This window comes from Enterobacter sp. 61D5, from assembly GCF_034107965.1.
GTDB classification, from domain to species: domain Bacteria; phylum Pseudomonadota; class Gammaproteobacteria; order Enterobacterales; family Enterobacteriaceae; genus Enterobacter; species Enterobacter cloacae_M.
Genome location: NZ_JAWNFK010000014.1, coordinates 190,851 through 210,676 on the forward strand (window position 1 = coordinate 190,851; position 19,826 = coordinate 210,676).

19 protein-coding genes are annotated in these 19,826 nt (G+C 54.0%); all 19 read right to left on the bottom strand.

Annotated elements, in window-relative coordinates; translation table 11 throughout:
* Positions 1-181: 181 nt before the first annotated feature.
* The 19 genes from cpoB to sdhC all read right to left on the bottom strand — a co-directional run bounded on the left by cpoB (position 182) and on the right by sdhC (position 19,471).
* Positions 182-976 (bottom strand): cell division protein CpoB, encoded by a 795-nt coding sequence (gene cpoB, locus UTM25_RS16000; protein ID WP_029740420.1) that lies wholly within the window; start codon positions 974-976, stop codon positions 182-184.
* Positions 977-985: 9 nt separating this feature from the next.
* Positions 986-1,507 carry a peptidoglycan-associated lipoprotein Pal gene (pal, locus tag UTM25_RS16005; protein ID WP_003858578.1) on the bottom strand — a complete coding sequence of 174 codons (522 nt, stop codon included), beginning with the start codon at positions 1,505-1,507 and terminating at the stop codon, positions 986-988.
* Positions 1,508-1,542: 35 nt separating this feature from the next.
* Positions 1,543-2,835 (bottom strand): Tol-Pal system beta propeller repeat protein TolB, encoded by a 1,293-nt coding sequence (gene tolB, locus UTM25_RS16010; protein WP_194400099.1) that lies wholly within the window; start codon positions 2,833-2,835, stop codon positions 1,543-1,545.
* Positions 2,836-2,969: 134 nt separating this feature from the next.
* Entirely contained in the window at positions 2,970-4,256 is a 1,287-nt protein-coding gene (tolA, locus tag UTM25_RS16015; protein ID WP_029740419.1) for a cell envelope integrity protein TolA, read from the bottom strand.
* A 28-nt stretch (positions 4,257-4,284) separates the two neighbouring features.
* The gene (gene tolR / locus UTM25_RS16020; RefSeq protein ID WP_003858589.1) at positions 4,285-4,713 is read right to left on the bottom strand and encodes a colicin uptake protein TolR; all 429 of its coding nucleotides are present in this window, start codon (positions 4,711-4,713) and stop codon (positions 4,285-4,287) included.
* A 3-nt stretch (positions 4,714-4,716) separates the two neighbouring features.
* Positions 4,717-5,409: a Tol-Pal system protein TolQ gene (gene tolQ, locus UTM25_RS16025; protein WP_008501101.1), complete on the bottom strand. Its 693-nt coding sequence runs from the start codon at positions 5,407-5,409 to the stop codon at positions 4,717-4,719.
* Entirely contained in the window at positions 5,406-5,810 is a 405-nt protein-coding gene (ybgC, locus tag UTM25_RS16030) for a tol-pal system-associated acyl-CoA thioesterase (RefSeq protein WP_003858593.1), read from the bottom strand. Before ybgC ends, tolQ begins: the two co-directional genes overlap by 4 nt.
* 148 nt (positions 5,811-5,958) lie before the next feature.
* Positions 5,959-6,249, bottom strand: a complete 291-nt coding sequence (ybgE, locus tag UTM25_RS16035) for a cyd operon protein YbgE (RefSeq protein WP_010428735.1) — start codon at positions 6,247-6,249, stop codon at positions 5,959-5,961.
* Positions 6,249-6,362, bottom strand: coding sequence for a cytochrome bd-I oxidase subunit CydX (gene cydX / locus UTM25_RS16040; RefSeq protein ID WP_003858598.1), 114 nt, complete (start codon positions 6,360-6,362; stop codon positions 6,249-6,251). The genes ybgE and cydX overlap by 1 nt, the downstream gene beginning before the upstream one ends.
* 14 nt (positions 6,363-6,376) lie before the next feature.
* Positions 6,377-7,516: a cytochrome d ubiquinol oxidase subunit II gene (gene cydB / locus UTM25_RS16045; RefSeq protein WP_023334940.1), complete on the bottom strand. Its 1,140-nt coding sequence runs from the start codon at positions 7,514-7,516 to the stop codon at positions 6,377-6,379.
* A gap of 15 nt (positions 7,517-7,531) precedes the next feature.
* Positions 7,532-9,100 carry a cytochrome ubiquinol oxidase subunit I gene (gene cydA / locus UTM25_RS16050; protein ID WP_023310795.1) on the bottom strand — a complete coding sequence of 523 codons (1,569 nt, stop codon included), beginning with the start codon at positions 9,098-9,100 and terminating at the stop codon, positions 7,532-7,534.
* A gap of 732 nt (positions 9,101-9,832) precedes the next feature.
* On the bottom strand, positions 9,833-10,702 hold the full coding sequence (gene sucD / locus UTM25_RS16055) for a succinate--CoA ligase subunit alpha (RefSeq protein ID WP_008501094.1): 870 nt from the start codon (positions 10,700-10,702) through the stop codon (positions 9,833-9,835).
* On the bottom strand, positions 10,702-11,868 hold the full coding sequence (gene sucC / locus UTM25_RS16060) for an ADP-forming succinate--CoA ligase subunit beta (RefSeq protein ID WP_023310791.1): 1,167 nt from the start codon (positions 11,866-11,868) through the stop codon (positions 10,702-10,704). The genes sucD and sucC overlap by 1 nt, the downstream gene beginning before the upstream one ends.
* A gap of 83 nt (positions 11,869-11,951) precedes the next feature.
* Complete coding sequence (odhB, locus tag UTM25_RS16065; RefSeq protein ID WP_194399848.1) at positions 11,952-13,172, bottom strand: 2-oxoglutarate dehydrogenase complex dihydrolipoyllysine-residue succinyltransferase; 1,221 nt, start codon at positions 13,170-13,172, stop codon at positions 11,952-11,954.
* Between the two features lie 14 nt (positions 13,173-13,186).
* On the bottom strand, positions 13,187-15,994 hold the full coding sequence (gene sucA / locus UTM25_RS16070; protein WP_194399847.1) for a 2-oxoglutarate dehydrogenase E1 component: 2,808 nt from the start codon (positions 15,992-15,994) through the stop codon (positions 13,187-13,189).
* A 233-nt stretch (positions 15,995-16,227) separates the two neighbouring features.
* Positions 16,228-16,944 carry a succinate dehydrogenase iron-sulfur subunit SdhB gene (sdhB, locus tag UTM25_RS16075; RefSeq protein ID WP_008501090.1) on the bottom strand — a complete coding sequence of 239 codons (717 nt, stop codon included), beginning with the start codon at positions 16,942-16,944 and terminating at the stop codon, positions 16,228-16,230.
* A 15-nt stretch (positions 16,945-16,959) separates the two neighbouring features.
* A complete protein-coding gene (sdhA, locus tag UTM25_RS16080; protein WP_023310789.1) occupies positions 16,960-18,726 on the bottom strand; it encodes a succinate dehydrogenase flavoprotein subunit in 1,767 nt (588 codons plus the stop codon).
* A complete protein-coding gene (gene sdhD, locus UTM25_RS16085; RefSeq protein ID WP_008501088.1) occupies positions 18,726-19,073 on the bottom strand; it encodes a succinate dehydrogenase membrane anchor subunit in 348 nt (115 codons plus the stop codon). The genes sdhA and sdhD overlap by 1 nt, the downstream gene beginning before the upstream one ends.
* Positions 19,067-19,471 (bottom strand): succinate dehydrogenase cytochrome b556 subunit, encoded by a 405-nt coding sequence (gene sdhC, locus UTM25_RS16090; RefSeq protein ID WP_194400097.1) that lies wholly within the window; start codon positions 19,469-19,471, stop codon positions 19,067-19,069. Before sdhC ends, sdhD begins: the two co-directional genes overlap by 7 nt.
* Positions 19,472-19,826: the final 355 nt, after the last annotated feature.

The window sequence follows — 19,826 nt, forward strand, 5'->3', positions numbered from 1 at the left end:
ACCAACTGAGCTAACGACCCACTTTTACGCTGTTTTCACGTTGTTTGATATCCCGTGGCAACGGCGGCATATATTACTGATTTAAGAATTCAGCGCAACAAAAATTTCGATGAAGATCACTTAACTGCTTACGAATCATGCTGCACGACCAGAAATAACGCGATTTCTGGTCATGCGATAATCATCCCATCGAATTCAGACGTTTTTGCGCCTGCTTGGCACCTTCGGTACCTGGGAATTTAGAGACCACCTGCTGATAAACCGCTTTGGCTTTCGCAGTGTCGCCTTTGTCCTGCATGATGACGCCCACTTTATACATCGCATCAGGCGCTTTTGGCGATTTCGGGTAATTTTTTACCACGGAGGCAAAATAAAACGCCGCATCGTCCTTTTTACCCTTGTTGTAATTCAGCTGACCGAGCCAGTAATTCGCATTTGGCTGATAAGTGGAATCAGGGTATTTCTTAACAAAATTCTGAAACGCAGCAAGCGCGTCATCCTGACGAGATTGATCCTGCACCAGGGCAATGGCCGCGTTGTAGTCCGTATTCGCGTCACCGCTCTGTACAGGCGCCCCTGTTGAAGCAGAAGCATCCGCAGCCGGAGCTGATGTCGCCGCACCGGTCTGATCGCCCGCGGCTGGCTGTGCTTGTGCTGCTGCACCACCGCTACTCAGGCTATCTATCTGCAGCAAAATCTGCTTCTGACGTTCCACAACCTGGTTCAACTGATACTGGCTTTCCTGAATCTGGCCGCGGAGAGAGTCAATATCGTTTTGGTTATCAGAAAGTTGTTGCTGGAGTTGGGTTAAAAGCTGGCTGTGAGCGTTAGAAATACGCTCGAGTTGAGTGACCCGGTCTTCTACCGAGCCTGAGCCGACACTACTGATTGGTGCCTGAGCAAAAGCGGCCCAGGGGGCCGCTATTCCAACCAGTAACGACAGACTCAACAGATGATGTCTGAAGTTACTGCTCATGCAATTCTCTTAGTAAACCAGTACGGCACGACGGTTTTTGGAGTAAGCCGCTTCGTCGTGACCCAGTACTGCAGGTTTTTCTTTACCGTAAGAAACGATGGAGATCTGGTCAGCAGAAACGCCTTTACCCTGCAGGTACATTTTAACAGCGTTAGCACGACGTTCACCCAGGGAGATGTTGTACTCTGGAGTACCACGTTCGTCCGCGTGACCTTCTACGGTGACTTTGTAAGATGGGTTGCTACGCAGGAAGTTAGCGTGCGCATCCAGCATCGCAGCGAAGTCAGAACGGATGTCGTATTTATCCAGATCGAAATAAACGATGTTGTTCTGCTGCAGCTGCTGCATCTGAAGACGCGCTTGCTCTTCAGAAGACATGTTGCCATTGCCGTTCGCGTCCATACCGGTGCCGGCACCCATCATGCCTTCGCCGCTCTGGTCATTGCTTGCGTTCTTGTTGGAAGAACACGCTGCGATTGCCATTACAGGCAGAGCGATCATCAGCCCCTTCAGCACTTTGTTCAGTTGCATTTCTATGATTCCTTTAGTAATCAATTAATTATTATTTACAGATACGGCGACCAGGCAGGTGATTTTACCTGTCCATCAGTTGCCGGAATACGCGCTTTGAAACGCCCATCTGTAGAAACCAGATTCAGCACAGATCCCATCCCCTGAGAAGAGCTGTAGATTACCATAGTGCCGTTAGGTGCCAGACTCGGCGTTTCATCCAGGAACGTTGACGACAGAACTTGCACGCCACCCGCTACCAGATCCTGTTTGGCAATGTGCTGCTGCCCACCATTGGAGCTCACCATTACCATAAACTTACCGTCGCTGCTCACGTCTGCGTTCTGGTTCTGTGTACCTTCCCAGGAAATACGCTGCGGAGCACCGCCGTTGACATTCACTTTATAGATTTGCGGACGGCCTGCCTGGTCAGAGGTAAATGCCAGATTTTGGCTGTCCGGGAACCATGAAGGTTCGGTATTGTTGCTACGTCCGTCGGTCACCTGACGGATCTGGCCAGAGCCAATATCCATCACGTACAGGTTCAGGCTACCGGTTTTTGAAAGCGCAAACGCCAGTTTAGACCCGTCCGGAGAGAATGAAGGTGCACCGTTGTGACGAGGGAACGACGCCACCTGACGAACAGCACCGTTTGCCAGCGTCTGGATAACCAGCGCTGAACGGCCGCTTTCGAAGGTTACATACGCCAGCTTAGAACCGTCCGGAGACCATGCTGGAGACATCAGAGGCTGGGAAGAACGTTTCACCAGGAACTGGTTGTAGCCGTCATAGTCAGATACACGCAGTTCGTAAGGGAACTGACCACCGTTGGTCTGAACCACATAGGCAATACGGGTACGGAACGCCCCTTTAATGCCGGTCAGTTTTTCAAATACCGCATCGCTGGCAGCGTGTGCCGCGTAGCGCAGGTACTGCTTAGTGACCTTGTAAGAGTTCTGTGCCAGAACGGTACCCGGTGCACCGCCGGTGTCCACCAGCTGCCAGGCCACATTGTAAGAGCCGTCCGGGTTAGGCGTAACCTGACCCACAACCACGGCATCAATACCCAGTGCAGACCATGCTGCAGGCTGTACTTCCTGCGCGCTACCCGGCTGCTGAGGCAGACGAGAACGATCTAACGGGTTGAATTTACCGCTGTTACGCAGGTCAGCCGCCACGATGCCGCCGGCATCCTCAGGTGCAGCGCCAGGACCGGCCCACTGGAACGGAACAACACCGATTGGGCGTGCCGAGTCCACCCCCTGGGTGATCTCGATACGTACTTCTGCGTGCAGTACTGCTGCCCACAGCATTAAAAAACTAAATGCTACACGTAATGCCTGCTTCATCATATCTCCCTTATCCGGGTAACCTTACCCACGATAATTTAGCAGAATGTTAACAAACTCAAATAGACAAAACTACCAGAACCCTGTGACTAAACCTGGTCTATTTTTCCCCGTTTGCACGGGGAAAATGTAACTTAAGGTTTGAAGTCCAGCGGCGCATTTTTGAAGACTTCGTAAACGGCCTGAGACGGCGGTTTAGGCATCTTCGCCTGACGCGCTGCAGCCAGGGCCGCAGTACATAAAGCCGGGTCGCCACCTTCAGACTTAATATCCAGCAGCATGCCGTCCGGAGCCAGTTTTATACGCAACGTACACGTTTTACCGGTATAGGAAGACGCATCATAGAATCGGCTTTCAATAGCGGATTTAATCTGCGCGGCATAACCGTTGATTTCAGCCCCTGTCGCACCGTTACTCTTAGTGTTACCACTTCCCGTCGGCGCTGCGTTGTTTCCTTTCGCCCCACCGCCCGTTTTCGGTGCATTCTTACCGGAGCTCAAATCGCCCAGCAGATCGTCAACCCCTGCGGCGGCAGCAGCTTTTTCGGCGGCTGCGGCCTTTTTGGCAGCCGCTTTATCAGCAGCAGCTTTCTTATCGGCAGCGGCCTTCTCAGCTGCAGCTTTCTTATCGGCGGCAGCCTTCTCAGCTGCAGCTTTTTTATCGGCAGCGGCTTTTTCAGCAGCGGCAGCTTTTTCAGCAGCCGCTTTCTCAGCAGCAGCAGCTTTCTTCGCTGCCTCGGCAGCAGCTTTCTTCTCTGCTTCCTGAGCGGCTTTTTTCGCGGCTTCCGCTTCGGCTTTCTTCTGAGCATCAGCGGCGGCTTTCTTCGCGGCTTCCGCTTCAGCTTTCTTCTGGGCATCAGCAGCGGCTTTCTTCGCGGCTTCCGCTTCAGCTTTCTTCTGAGCATCAGCAGCGGCTTTCTTCGCCGCTTCTGCCGCTAATTTTGCCTGGGCATCAGCCTGTGCTTTCGCGTCCGCCGCGGCTTTTGCTGCCGCCTCTTCCGCCTGCTTTTGCTGTTCCTGTGCTTTTTTCGCGGCCTCTTCGGCTTGCTTCTGCTGTTCCGCCTGCTCTTTCGCAGCTTCCTGCGCCTGCAAACGCTCCTTCTCAAGCTGCTTCAGACGCTCCTGCTCTGCGGCCTGCTTTTCACGCAGTTCTTCCGCCTGCTGTTGCGACTGTTTTTCACGCTGCTCTTCAGCCCGTTTGGCACTCGCCTTCTGCTGTTGTTCGCGATTATAGTTCTGTACTACCGCACCGGGATCCACCATCACGGCGTCAATGGAAGACCCTCCACCGCCGCCGGCTGATGCATCAATATGCTCGTCGAACGAACTCCAGATCAGCGCTGCAAAGAGAATCACGTGCAGCACTGCGGAGACGATTATCGCTCGCTTAAGCTTGTCGTTCTGTTCGGTTGCCTTTGACACTATCGGTTCCCAAAAACTACGCGGATGATCAAATAGGTTGGGTCATTAAGCCAACTGACTTAACACCCGCACTATGTAGCAAGTTCAGCGCTTTAATAATTTCATCGTAGGGTACGTCTTTCGCGCCACCGATTAAGAAGACCGTTTTCGGATTTGACTCGAGGCGACGCTGCGCTTCAGCAATCACCTGCTCAGGCGGCAGCTGATCCATACGATCTTTCTCAACCACGACGCTGTATTGCCCTACGCCGGAAACCTCAATGATAACCGGAGGATCGTCATTGGTGCTCACCGCCTGTGATTCTGTCGCATCCGGCAGATCCACTTCCACGCTCTGGGTAATGATTGGCGCTGTCGCCATGAAGATCAGCAGCAGTACCAGCAGGACGTCCAGCAGTGGAACGATATTGATTTCGGACTTGAGCTCGCGACGACCTCGTCCACGCGATCTGGCCATGGTTTACCCCTTGTTGCTCTCGGTGCTGGTAAACGCCTGACGGTGCAGAATCGCAGTGAACTCTTCCATAAAGTTGTCGTAGTTCAGTTCCAGTTTGTTCACGCGCTGGTTCAGACGGTTGTAAGCCATAACCGCCGGAATTGCCGCAAACAGACCGATAGCGGTCGCAATCAGTGCTTCAGCGATACCCGGTGCAACCATCTGCAACGTCGCCTGCTTCACCGCGCCCAGCGCGATAAAGGCGTGCATGATCCCCCACACGGTACCAAACAGGCCGATATACGGGCTGATGGAACCGACAGTGCCGAGGAATGGAATGTGCGTTTCGAGATTTTCCAGCTCGCGGTTCATAGAGATGCGCATCGCACGCGAGGCACCTTCCACTACCGCTTCCGGCGCATGATTGTTTGCACGATGCAGACGGGCAAACTCTTTGAAACCGCTATAAAAAATTTGCTCGGAGCCTGTAAGGTTTTCACGGCGTCCCTGGCTTTCCTGATACAGACGAGAAAGCTCAATACCCGACCAGAACTTATCTTCAAAGGCTTCGGCTTCACGGCCAGCGGCATTGAGGATACGCGTTCTCTGGATAATGATGGCCCAGGATGCGATTGAAAAACCAATCAAAATCAACATGATAAGTTTCACCAGAAGGCTTGCCTTCAGGAACAAATCAAGGATATTCATGTCAGTCACTGCTTAAACTCCGCGACAATAGACTTAGGAAGCGCACGAGGCTTCATTATGGTTGGATCAACACAAACAATCAGCACTTCAGCTGAGTTCAGTACGGTATTCTCTGCGTTGACTATCCGCTGCGTGAAAACCAGTGAGGTCCCGCGCATTGATGTAATTTCAGTTTGGACTTCGAGCATATCGTCGAGTCTGGCAGGCGCAAAATACTCAAGCGTCATCTTGCGAACCACGAAGGCAACTCGCTCAGCCAACAGTACCTGTTGACTAAAGTGATGATGGCGCAGCATCTCTGTGCGTGCCCGTTCATAAAAAGCAACGTAGCTGGCGTGGTAAACCACACCACCGGCATCGGTATCTTCGTAATAGACACGAACCGGCCATCGAAACAGCGTTGTATTCACTTTACATCCCGGTAATGCAACAAAAGTTAATGCTTTTAAACTTCGCTACTATACGCGCGGGAAAGAGGGTTGGGAATGGGAGAAAGTAAACGGAGAGTAAATTTTTATGGGCTCGGGTAAGCCCATAACGTTAACGGACATTTCTTATTCAGAAGAAGAAGAAAATCAAACCGGCGAGAAGCACCAGATCGGCAATCAGCGGGCAAAAAATTCCCTGCCAGTGAACGGCTTTCGGACGAAAGCCCACGCCATGGATCACACCTGCGCACACCGCCCACATAATGAGAAAGCCGTGCCAGATTTCAAGCTCGCTGGTTTTCGCTGCAAAGCGCGAAGGGTCCCAGAAGATACAACCTGCCAGCAGTAATGCCATCACTAAAGAAAGCGCCCGTAACGGGCGCTTGTCCATTACCGCGTAAAGCGTCGCGATAATATTCATCAGTGTTTTTCTTCACCCGCTTTGGTCGCTTCGACGTGCTCAAGCGCCAGGGCAGTGATGACACCAAATGCACAGGCTAGAAGCGTCCCTAAAATCCATGCGAAATACCACATATTCAGCTCCTTACTTAGTACATAGAGTGGGTGTTGCTTTCGATATGTTCTTTCGTGATGCGACCGAACATTTTCCAGTAACACCAGATGGTGTAGGCCAGAACAATCGGAACGAACACACAAGCAACATACGTCATCAGGTTCAGCGTCATATGGCTGGACGTTGCATCCCACATGGTCAGGCTAGCATTCAGCATGGTGCTGGATGGCATGACGAATGGGAACATCGCGATACCCGATGTCAGGATGATGCACGCCAGGGTCAGTGATGAGAACACGAACGCCAGAGCGCCTTTCTCCAGACGAGACGTCAACACGGTCAGCAGCGGCAGCAATACGCCCAGAGCCGGGATAGCCCACAGCGCAGGGGTATTGTTAAAGTTCACCAGCCATGCACCTGCCTGACGCGCCACTTCTTTGGTCAGCGGATTAGACGGCGCAGTATGGTTGATTGCAGACGTCACCACGTAGCCATCGATACCGTACACCACCCACACGCCGGCCAGTGCAAAGCAGACCAGCGTGACCAGCGCAGCGACCTGAGCCGTCGCGCGAGAACGCAGGTGCAGTTCACCAACCGTACGCATCTGCAGATAGGTTGCGCCCTGAGTGATGATCATCGCCACGCTCACCACGCCGGCCAGCAGACCAAACGGATTCAGCAGCTGGAAGAAGTTACCGGTGTAATAAAGACGCATGTACTCGTCCAGGTGGAACGGTACGCCCTGCAGCAGGTTACCGAACGCCACGCCGATCACTAGCGGTGGAACGAAGCTACCGATGAAGATGCCCCAGTCCCACATGTTGCGCCAGCGGGTGTCTTCAATCTTGGAACGGTAGTCGAAACCGACCGGACGGAAGAATAAAGAGGCCAGCACCAGAATCATCGCCACGTAGAAGCCGGAGAACGCAGCCGCGTAGACCATCGGCCAGGCAGCGAACAGCGCGCCGCCAGCGGTGATCAGCCACACCTGGTTACCGTCCCAGTGAGGGGCGATGGAGTTGATCATGATTCGACGCTCGGTGTCATTACGACCGAGGAAACGGGTGAGCATCCCCACCCCCATGTCGAAACCATCCGTGACGGCGAAACCGATCAGCAGAACGCCGATCAACAGCCACCAGATAAAACGCAATACTTCATAATCGATCATTTGATGACTCCTGTCTTAGCGTGCCGGCTGAGTAGTCGCAGTGGACTGCTCGTAGTGATAGCGACCGGTTTTCAGGCTGCTTGGGCCAAGGCGCGCGAACTTGAACATCAGGAACAGTTCAGCCACCAGGAACAGGGTGTACAGACCACAGATCAGCAGCATGGAGAAGATCAGGTCGCCCGCTGTCAGGGACGAGTTCGCTACCGCCGTTGGCAGTACCTCACCAATCGCCCATGGCTGACGGCCGTACTCCGCAACAAACCAGCCGGATTCGATAGCGATCCACGGCAGTGGAATACCGTACAGCGCGGTGCGCAGCAGCCATTTTTTCTCGCCGATGCGGTTGCGAATCACGGACCAGAAGGACGCCGCAATGATCAGCAGCATGATGATGCCGCAGCCCACCATAATACGGAATGCGAAGTACAGTGGCGCAACGCGTGGAATCGAATCTTTGGTTGCCATCTGGATCTGCGCTTCTGTCGCATCAGAAACGTTCGGGGTATAACGCTTCAGCAGCAAACCGTAACCCAGATCTTTCTTCACGTTGTTGAACTGGTCGCGAACGGCCTGGTCAGTAGAACCGGCACGCAGCTGTTCCAGCAGCGAGTAGGCTTTCATACCGTTACGGATACGCTCTTCGTGCTGAACCATCAGTTCTTTCAGACCGGTCACCTGCTTATCAACAGAACGGGTGGCGATGATACCCAGCGCGTAAGGGATCTGAATAGCGAAGCGGTTTTCCTGCGCATCCTGATCGGGGATACCGAACAGCGTAAAGGCAGCAGGCGCCGGTTGGGTTTCCCATTCGGCTTCGATGGCAGCCAGTTTGGTTTTCTGCACGTCACCCATTTCGTAACCGGATTCATCACCCAGAACGATAACAGAGAGGATTGCAGCCATACCGAAGCTTGCAGCGATAGCAAAGGAGCGCTTAGCAAACGCGAAGTCACGACCGCGCAGCATGTAGTAAGAGCTGATGCCCAGTACAAACATCGCGCCGCACACGTAGCCAGAAGCGACGGTGTGAACGAATTTAACCTGCGCAACCGGGTTCAGGACCAGCTCGGCAAAGCTGACCATCTCCATACGCATGGTTTCGAAGTTGAAATCAGACGCGATAGGGTTCTGCATCCAGCCGTTCGCCACCAGGATCCACAGTGCGGACAGGTTCGAACCTAATGCCACCAGCCAGGTCACCGCCATATGCTGGACTTTACCCAGACGATCCCAGCCGAAGAAGAACAGACCTACAAAGGTGGATTCGAGGAAGAATGCCATCAGACCTTCAATGGCCAGCGGCGCACCGAAGATATCCCCTACATAGTGGGAATAGTAAGACCAGTTAGTCCCGAACTGGAACTCCATGGTCAAACCGGTTGCCACGCCCAGCGCGAAGTTGATACCAAACAACTTGCCCCAGAACTTGGTCATATCTTTATAAATCTGTTTGCCGGAGAGAACGTATACCGTTTCCATAATGGCCAGCAGGAACGCCATACCGAGCGTCAGTGGCACAAACAGGAAGTGGTACATCGCGGTCAAGGCAAACTGTAAGCGCGACAGTTCGACTATATCTAACATCATGACTCCTTGCTCATCGCATGAAGACTCCGAGAGTGAACCCCGTCAGAGAGAGATCCACACGCATGCCCCAATACAAATTATTCGCATCCTTGTCGTCGTTATTACCCTGAAGGAGGATAAAAACGATGACGTGAGGTTACAAATACGTTAATAAAAAACTCAAATTGATCCCGCAAATATAATACGCTGCAAAACCCTTACAATAAACAGGTTTTTATTGAATCACATTTACGTTTTTCGACGTCGATCAATTTATAGCAAAATTACCACTTTTCGGCCATTTTGATCGGGGACAATTTAGCGCCTTTTGGTGTGTTTTTCCAAACATTAAACATTGATTTAAATCAAAAACAATCCGTTGTGTTAAATGTGTTTTGATGCGGTGAACATAGTAAAAACCATGTTAAAGATATGTATATAAAATACAATTAAGGTTATCAAGTCGATTGATGAATATAAACAGAAGTGATTTTTATTAACTCAGAAGCCCGAATGCCTAATTTATTCAGGACATAAATTTTAGTGCGTTTTTCGTTTTTTTCCATCCGCTCTCTTTAAGGTAAATAAATAACAATTATTTTACTTTTATCCCCCTCTCTAATTAACACCATTTAGTGACTATTGCATGACGCCCGGCAGGCAATAAAAAAGGCCGCTTTACAGCGGCCAACCATGTCGAAACGGACATTTTTATACTGCAACGCCCCCCTTCCGGGGAGCAGAGAGGACTTACTTAATGATGGATTTCAGTGCTTCGCCGATATCCGCCAGGCTGCGAACGGTCTTCACGCCTGCGGCTTCCAGCGCTGCGAATTTCTCATCAGCAGTACCTTTACCACCGGCGATGATCGCGCCTGCGTGACCCATACGCTTGCCTTTCGGCGCGGTCACACCCGCGATATAACCGACAACTGGCTTGGTCACGTGTTCTTTGATGTAAGCAGCCGCTTCTTCTTCCGCGCTACCACCGATCTCACCGATCATCACGATCGCTTCGGTCTGTGGATCTTCCTGGAACAGTTTCAGGATGTCGATGAAGTTAGAGCCCGGGATCGGGTCACCGCCGATGCCCACGCAGGTGGACTGGCCGAAGCCGTAATCGGTGGTCTGCTTAACGGCTTCATAGGTCAGCGTACCGGAACGGGACACGATGCCCACTTTACCTGGCTTGTGAATGTGGCCCGGCATAATGCCGATTTTGCATTCGCCCGGGGTGATAACGCCTGGGCAGTTCGGGCCGATCATGCGCACGCCTGCTTCATCCAGCTTCACCTTCACGGTCAGCATATCCAGGGTCGGGATGCCTTCGGTGATGGTGATGATCAGCTTGATGCCTGCATCGATCGCTTCCAGAATTGAGTCTTTGCAGAATGGTGCCGGAACGTAGATCACGGTCGCGGTTGCGCCCGTCGCTTCGACGGCTTCACGCACGGTGTTGAATACCGGCAGGCCCAGATGCGTGGTGCCGCCTTTACCTGGCGTTACGCCGCCAACCATCTGCGTGCCGTAGGCAATCGCCTGTTCGGAGTGGAAAGTCCCCTGGCTACCGGTGAAGCCCTGGCAGATAACCTTGGTATCTTTATTAATTAAAACTGACATTATTTCCCCTCCACTGCGGCAACAACCTGCTGAGCTGCATCCGTCAGACTTTTCGCTGCAATAATATTCAGGCCGCTGTCAGCCAGTTTTTTCGCGCCGAGTTCAGCGTTGTTACCTTCCAGACGCACAACCACCGGAACGTTCACGCCCACTTCTTCTACCGCACCGATGATACCGTCGGCGATCAGGTCGCAACGAACGATGCCGCCGAAGATGTTTACCAGAACGGCCTTCACGTTGTCGTCAGAGAGAATGATTTTGAACGCTTCGGTTACGCGCTCTTTAGTTGCGCCACCGCCTACGTCGAGGAAGTTTGCTGGCTCACCGCCGTGCAGCTTAACGATGTCCATGGTGCCCATTGCCAGGCCCGCACCGTTAACCATGCAGCCGATGTTGCCGTCCAGCGCTACGTAGTTCAGCTCCCACTGTGCAGCCTGTGCTTCACGCGGATCTTCCTGAGACTGGTCGCGCATTTCGCGCAGATCGGACTGGCGGAACAGCGCGTTACCGTCAGCGCCCAGCTTGCCATCGAGGCAGATCAGGTCGCCCTGAGTGGTGATCACCAGCGGGTTGATCTCGATCAGCGCCAGGTCGCGCTCCAGGAAGATGTTCGCCAGACCCATGAAGATCTTGGTGAACTGCTGAACCAGCTTGCCTTCCAGGCCCAGTTTGAACGCCAGCTCGCGACCCTGGTAAGGCATCGGGCCCGCCAGCGGATCGATTGCCACTTTGTGGATCAGGTGCGGGGTTTCTTCCGCCACTTTTTCGATTTCCACGCCGCCTTCGGTAGACGCCATGAAGACCACGCGACGGGAGCTACGGTCAACAACCGCGCCTAGGTACAGTTCTTTTGCGATGTCGGTCGCCGCTTCAACCAGGATCTGGTTAACCGGCTGGCCGTTCGCATCTGTCTGGTACGTTACCAGACGCTTGCCGAGCCAATGTTCAGCAAACGCACGAATCTCTTCTTTGCTCTTAACAACCTTCACACCGCCCGCTTTACCACGGCCACCAGCGTGAACCTGACACTTAACTACCCAAGGGCCGGAACCGATTTTAGATGCGGCTTCTTCTGCTTCACGCGGGGTAGTACAGGCATAACCCACCGGAGCCGGTAAGCCATACCGGGCAAACAGCTGTTTGGCCTGATATTCATGTAAGTTCATGTGTTCTATCCATCCTTCAGGTAATCGTTAGGTCGTGCTTTTATTGGCCCGGCAGCCATACGCCGCCGGGCAAGACTGCAAAACTAGACGTCCAGCAGCAGACGGGTTGGATCTTCCAGCAGCTCTTTAATCGCGACCAGGAAGCCCACGGACTCGCGGCCGTCGATCAGGCGGTGATCGTAAGAGAGCGCCAGGTACATCATTGGCAGGATCTCAACTTTACCGTCTACCGCCATCGGGCGATCTTTAATGGCATGCATCCCCAGGATCGCGCTCTGCGGCGGGTTAATGATCGGGGTAGACATCAGCGAGCCGAATACGCCGCCGTTGGTAATGGTGAAGTTACCGCCGGTCAGGTCGTCTACGGTCAGCTTGCCGTCGCGGCCTTTAACAGCCAGCTCTTTAATGTTTTTCTCGATGTCAGCCATACCCAGGGTATCCACATCACGCAGAACCGGCGTTACCAGGCCACGTGGTGTAGAAACCGCCATGCTGACGTCGAAATAGTTGTGGTAAACCACGTCATCGCCATCGATGGACGCGTTCACTTCCGGGTAGCGTTTCAGCGCTTCAACTACCGCTTTCACGTAGAAGGACATAAAGCCCAGACGGATACCGTGACGTTTTTCAAACGCGTCACCGTACTGCTTGCGCAGGTCCATGATTGGCTTCATGTTCACTTCGTTGAAGGTGGTCAGCATCGCGGTGGAGTTTTTCGCTTCCAGCAGACGCTCGGCCACGCGCTTGCGCAGGCGGGTCATCGGCACGCGTTTTTCGCTGCGGGCACCCAGAGCAGGCTGTGCTGCTGGTGCTGTCGCAGGGGCTTTCGCTTCTGCCTGAGCAGGCGCTTTCGCCAGGTGTTTGTCGATGTCTTCGCGGGTCAGACGACCGCCCACACCGGTGCCTTTGATGGCTGCCGGGTCAAGGCTGTGTTCAGCCAGCAGGCGACGGATCGCCGGGCTGAGGGCGTCGTTAGACTGTTCTTCCAGAGAAGCCTGCTGGCGCTGAGCCGGCGTAGAGGCTTTCTCTTCAGATTTCGCGCTGGACTCTTTGCCCGCGCTGTTGCCTTCACGCAGGCGACCCAGGATCTGACGAGAGGTTACGGTGGTACCTTCATCTTCCAGCACCGCGTCCAGAACGCCATCCGCCGAAGCCGGTACTTCCAGTACCACTTTGTCAGTTTCGATTTCTACCAGCACTTCATCGCGCTTAACGGCATCGCCTGGTTTTTTGTGCCAGGTAGCGACGGTCGCATCTGCTACGGATTCAGGCAGGTCGGGAACAAGAATATCTACGCTACTCATTTTGTATCCTTTAATTAATCGACGTTCAGCGCGTCATTGACCAGATCTTGTTGCTGCTTCTGGTGAACGGACATATACCCTACCGCCGGAGAGGCGGAGGCCGGGCGACCTGCATAACGCAGGGCTGACCCAAATGGAATCACTTCACGGAAATGATGCTGGCTGCAGTACCATGCGCCCTGGTTAAGCGGCTCTTCCTGGCACCAGACAAAATCATGTACGTGAGCATATTGTTTCAGCACTTCCTGCATCGCCTGATGCGGGAACGGATAAAGCTGTTCGATACGCACGATGGCGACATCTTTCTGATCGTTCTTGCGGCGCTGTTCCAGCAGGTCGTAATAAACCTTACCAGAACACATTACGACACGCTTCACGCCCTGCGGATCCAGCTCGTCAATTTCACCGATGGCTGGCAGGAAGGTTCCGTTCGCCAGTTCTTCCAGGCTTGACACCGCCAGCGGGTGACGCAGCAGGGATTTCGGCGACATCACCACCAGCGGACGGCGCATACCGCGCAGCGCCTGGCGACGCAGCATGTGGTAGACCTGAGCCGGGGTAGACGGCACGCAGACCTGCATATTCTGCTCGGCGCAGAGCTGCAGATAACGCTCCAGACGCGCGGAGGAGTGCTCCGGACCCTGACCTTCATAACCGTGCGGCAGCAGCATTACCAGGCCACACATGCGGCCCCACTTCTGCTCGCCGGAGGAGATGAACTGGTCGATAACCACCTGCGCACCGTTGGCGAAGTCACCGAACTGCGCTTCCCAGATGGTCAGGGTGCGTGGTTCAGCGGTGGCATAACCGTATTCGAAGGCCAGAACCGCTTCTTCAGACAGCACGGAGTCCCAGACCTTGAACTGGCCCTGACCGTTGTGCACGTGCTGCAGCGGGGTGTAGGTTGAACCGTTGGACTGGTTGTGAACAACCGCGTGACGGTGGAAGAAGGTCCCACGGCCCGCATCTTCACCGGACAGACGAACAGGAATACCTTCGTCAACCAGCGTTGCGTAAGCCAGCGTTTCCGCGCCGCCCCAGTCGAACAGCTTCTCACCTGCCGCCATGGACTGACGGTCAGCGTAGATTTTCGCCACGCGAGACTGCATCTCGATAGCGTCCGGTACGGTGCTGATGCGTTTAGCCAGCTCCTGCAGGCGCTTCATCTCAACCTTGTTCGGGTAGCTCTCATCCCACTCGTGGTTGAGGTACGGCGACCAGGTAAAGGAGTGCATGTTCATCGGACGCAGCTCTTTGACCACGCATTCACCCGCATCCAGCGCGTCGCGGTAGAGGTTGACCATTTCGGTCGCATCTTCCAGCGTCGTCACTTTGTCGCTCTCCAGCTTGTCAGCATAGATTTTGCGCGGGGTCGGGTGTTTTTTGATTTTCTGATACATCAACGGCTGGGTTGCACTTGGCTCATCCGCTTCGTTGTGGCCGTGACGGCGGTAGCAGAAGAGGTCAATGAACACATCGCGTTTAAAGGTATTACGGAAATCCAGCGCCAGGCGGGTAACGAAAGCAACGGCTTCCGGGTCATCCGCGTTAACGTGGAAGATTGGCGCCTGTACCATCTTACCGATGTCGGTGCAGTACGGGGTAGAACGCGCATCCAGCGGGTTAGAGGTGGTGAAGCCCACCTGGTTGTTGATCACGATGCGAACGGTACCGCCCACTTCGTAACCACGCGCTTTCGACATGTTCAGGGTTTCCTGAACCACGCCCTGCCCTGTTACCGCCGCATCACCATGGATGGTAATTGGCAGTACTTTATTGCTGCTCGGCTCGTCCAGACGATCCAGACGCGCACGCACGGAACCGATAACCACCGGGCTGACGATTTCCAGGTGTGACGGGTTAAACGCCAGCGCCAGGTGAACCAGACCGCCTTCGGTTTCGATATCCGACGAGAAGCCCATGTGGTACTTCACGTCGCCGGTGCCGAGGTGTTCTTTATGTTTGCCCGCGAATTCGTCGAACAGGTCCTGTGGTTTTTTACCCAGCACGTTGACCAGTACGTTCAGACGACCGCGGTGCGCCATACCCAGTACCACTTCACGGGTGCCGCTCTTGCCTGCGTGACGAATCAACTCTTTCAGCATCGGCACCAGCGCGTCGCCGCCTTCCAGCGAGAAGCGTTTTGCGCCCGGGAATTTCGCGCCCAGATAGCGCTCAAGTCCTTCCGCTGCAGTCAGTTCGTTCAGGAAGCGTTTTTTCTCGTCAGCCGAGAAGGTCGCGTGGCCCGCTACGGATTCGATGCGCTGCTGGATCCAGCGTTTCTCTTCGGTAGAGGTAATGTGCATGTATTCCGCGCCGATGGAGCCGCAGTAGGTTTGCTTGAGCGCGTCAATCAGATCGCCCAGCTTCATCGTGTCTTTGCCGATGGCAAAGGAACCTACGTTAAAGCTTTCCTGGAAATCGGCCTCGGTCAGATCGTGATACGCCGGATCGAGATCGGCCACACGGTCTTGTTTCCACAGTCCCAGCGGATCGAGATTCGCATGCTGGTGACCGCGGAAGCGATAAGCGTTGATAAGCTGCAGGACTTTGACCTGCTTCGCATTGATGTCAGGGTCGGAAATCGCAGAAGAGTAACGTGAGGCATCCTTCGCCAGACGACGGAAATAATCACGTGTTTTGGAATGGAATTGATCCGGTTTGACCCCTGTGCCAGGCAACTGCTGGAACATGGAACGCCAGTTTGCGTCCACTGAGTCAGGATCGGTTAAGAAGTCTTCATAGAGCTGTTCTATCCAGCTCTGGTTCGCACCAGAGAGGTAAGAAGAGTCCAGCCAGGCTTTCATTGCGCCGTTCTGCATCGTGATCCCTTAAGCATTTTTATGCTTACTTTCGCCGTAGAAACTACCACGCACACCACGTGTACGTGCCGGGGTTCACCTGCGAGCTCTTTTCATTTGGCCCGCGAAGGAACCTTTAGAAACTGTCTGGACTTCAGGGTAGTACAGGGCAGTTTTTAAAGGTTTCTGCAATCTGTTCCCTCTCCCTTTGGGAGAGGGTCAGGGTGAGGGGAACAGCGCTCCCCTCTCACTACTTACGCACTGCGCTGCAGCAGCATCGACTTAATATGGCCGATGGCGCGCGTCGGGTTCAGCCCCTTAGGACACACACTGACGCAGTTCATGATGCTATGGCAGCGGAATACGCTGAAAGCGTCACTCAGCCCTTCCAGACGGCTGTCGGTTTCGGTGTCGCGGCTATCGATCAGAAAGCGATAGGCAGCCAGCAGACCGGCCGGGCCGATAAACTTGTCCGGGTTCCACCAGAACGACGGGCAGGACGTTGAACAACATGCGCAGAGAATACACTCGTACAGACCATCGAGTTTTTCACGCTGCTCAGGAGACTGTAAGTGCTCGCGAGCGGGTGGATTTTGCCCATTATTCAATAAGTAAGGCTTAATCTTCTCATATTGTGCATAGAATTGCCCCATGTCTACCACCAAATCACGCACGACCGGCAGGCCTGGCAGAGGACGGATAACAATTTTCTGACCAGGACGCTGCAGCGCTGAAATTGGCGTGATGCAGGCCAGGCCATTTTTGCCGTTCATGTTCACACCGTCAGAGCCACAAACCCCTTCACGACAGGAGCGGCGGAACGACAGCGTAGGATCTTTTTCTTTCAGCTGGATTAAGGCATCCAGCAGCATCATGTCGCGACCTTCTTCCGCTTCCAGGGTGTAGTCCTGCATACGCGGAGCGTCATCAACATCCGGGTTATAACGATAAACTGAGAATTCGAGTTTCATTATCCTGTCTCCGCATTAGTAAGTACGAATCTTCGGCGGGAACGCCGGACGCAGTTTCGGTTCCATGTTGACGCTACGACGCGTCATGGATTCCGACTCTGGCAGATACAGGGAATGGCACAGCCAGTTTTCGTCATCACGATCCGGGAAGTCGAAGCGGCTATGCGCGCCACGGCTTTCGGTACGGAAGTTTGCCGACATCGCCGTCGCGAACGCGGTTTCCATCAGGTTATCCAGCTCCAGGCACTCAACGCGCTGGGTGTTGAATTCGCTGGAGGTGTCGTCCAGACGGGCATTTTTCAGACGCTCGCGGATCGCTTTCAGCTGCTCAAGACCTTTGGCCATCGCGTCGCCTTCGCGGAACACCGAGAAGTTGTGCTGCATGCATTCCTGAAGCGCTTTACGGATTTCCACCGGATCTTCGCCGTTGCGGTTACCGTTCCAGCGGTTGAGGCGCTCAAGAGAGGCATCAATTTCATCGTCGGTTGCGTCACGCAGCGCGCCCTGCTCGGCAATGGATTCCTGCAGATGCAGACCGACTGCACGACCAAACACCACCAGGTCCAGCAGGGAGTTGCCGCCCAGACGGTTTGCACCGTGTACGGATACGCAGGCAATTTCGCCTACCGCGAACAGGCCAGGAATAACCACGTCTTCGCCCTGCTCGTTTACGGTCAGCGCCTGACCGGTCACTTTGGTCGGAATACCGCCCATCATGTAGTGGCAGGTTGGGATAACCGGAATTGGCTCTTTCACCGGGTCGACGTGTGCGAAGGTGCGGGACAGTTCCAGGATGCCCGGCAGACGGGATTCCAGAACTTCTTTACCCAGATGGTCCAGCTTCAGCTTCGCGTGTGGACCCCATGGGCCGTCACAGCCGCGGCCTTCACGGATTTCGATCATGATGGAACGCGCCACCACGTCACGACCCGCCAGGTCTTTCGCATTCGGGGCATAACGCTCCATGAAGCGCTCGCCGTGCTTGTTCAGCAGGTAGCCACCTTCACCGCGGCAGCCTTCTGTTACCAGAACGCCCGCACCGGCGATACCGGTTGGGTGGAACTGCCACATTTCCATATCCTGCACCGGCACGCCCGCGCGGATAGCCATACCGACACCGTCACCGGTGTTGATGTGGGCGTTGGTGGTGGACTGATAGATACGGCCTGCGCCGCCGGTAGCCAGCACGGTAGCGCGAGCTTTGAAGTAAACCACTTCGCCGGTTTCGATGCACAACGCGGTACAGCCGACGATTGCGCCATCGGCGTTTTTCACCAGATCCAGCGCGTACCACTCGGAGAAGATGGTGGTATGGTTTTTCAGGTTCTGCTGATACAGGGTGTGCAGCAGTGCGTGACCGGTACGGTCAGCCGCCGCCGCGGTACGTGCCGCCTGCTCGCCGCCGAAGTTTTTCGACTGGCCGCCAAACGGACGCTGATAGATGGTGCCATTTTCCAGACGGGAGAACGGCAGCCCCATATGGTCCAGCTCCAGAATCGCTTCCGGGCCGGTTTTACACATATATTCGATGGCATCCTGGTCGCCGATGTAGTCGGAACCTTTTACCGTGTCGTACATGTGCCATTCCCAGTTATCTTCATGGGAGTTACCCAGCGCAACGGTGATACCGCCCTGCGCAGACACAGTGTGGGAACGGGTCGGGAAAACTTTAGAAAGCAGCGCACAGGTCTGGCCGCTCTGGGAAATTTGCAGTGCGGCACGCATACCTGCGCCACCGGCACCAATTACAACAGCATCAAATTCTCTGACTGGCAGTTTCATTACACACCCCACACCACAACGAATCCATAAATAACGTAAACCACCAGTGCAACAACAATGGCCAGCTGCAGTGGGAGGCGAATCGCCAGCGGTTTAACGTAATCGGTCAACACCTGCCACATGCCAATCCACGCATGAATAAGGATGGAGAACAGAGCCAGCAGGGTGAACACTTTGGTGAAGGCGGATCCGAAGAACCCACTCCAGATTTCCCACGTCAGCGTGCCGCTGGTCGCGAAGAAACCGATCATATAGATGATGTAAAGAGTGAGAACGATGGCGGTAGCACGGACCAGAATGAAGTCATGTACGCCGTTGCGTCCTAATGCGGAGGCGTTGCTTACCATACGAGAACTCCTGCGAGAAGTGAAAGCACGACAGTAATCACAAATGAAATGTTAGCGGAGCGTTTCCCGGCTTCGAAAGTCTCTTCCAGGTAGCCAAAGTCCATCAGCATATGGCGAACACCCACAACGACGTGGTACGCCAGCGCGGTCAGAATGCCCCACATGATGAATTTCACGAAGAAGCTGTTCATGATGGCAGAGACCTGGAGGAATCCTTCAGGGGAAGAGAGGCTAGTGCCCAGTAACCACAGTAAAATACCGACCGCCACAAACGTAATCACACCAGAAACACGGTGCAGAATGGACGCTATTGCTGTTACAGGGAACCGGATCGTTTTGAGATCCAGATTGACAGGTCTTTGTTTTTTCACATTTCTTATCATGAATAACGCCCACATGCTGTTCTTATTGTTTCCTTCCTCCGGACTGCGATGCGGGTCAAGCAGCGTTCCTTTTCTATAACTGCGCGTCATGCAAAACACTGCTTCCAGATGCTTAAACGACACGTTACAACGCTGGGTGGCTCGGGATTGCAGGGTGTTCCGGAGACCTGGCGGCAGTATAGGCCGTTCACAAAATCATTACAATTAACCTACATACAGTTTGTCGGGTTTTCTCTGGAACAGTGATCAGGGTCACGATAACAACATCTTTTTAATTTTTAATCATCTGATTTGACAAATGTTAAACAATATTGTTACAAACGTCATCAGAAAAGGCATATAATGCGCAAAAGTTATGAGGTCTCTCTTT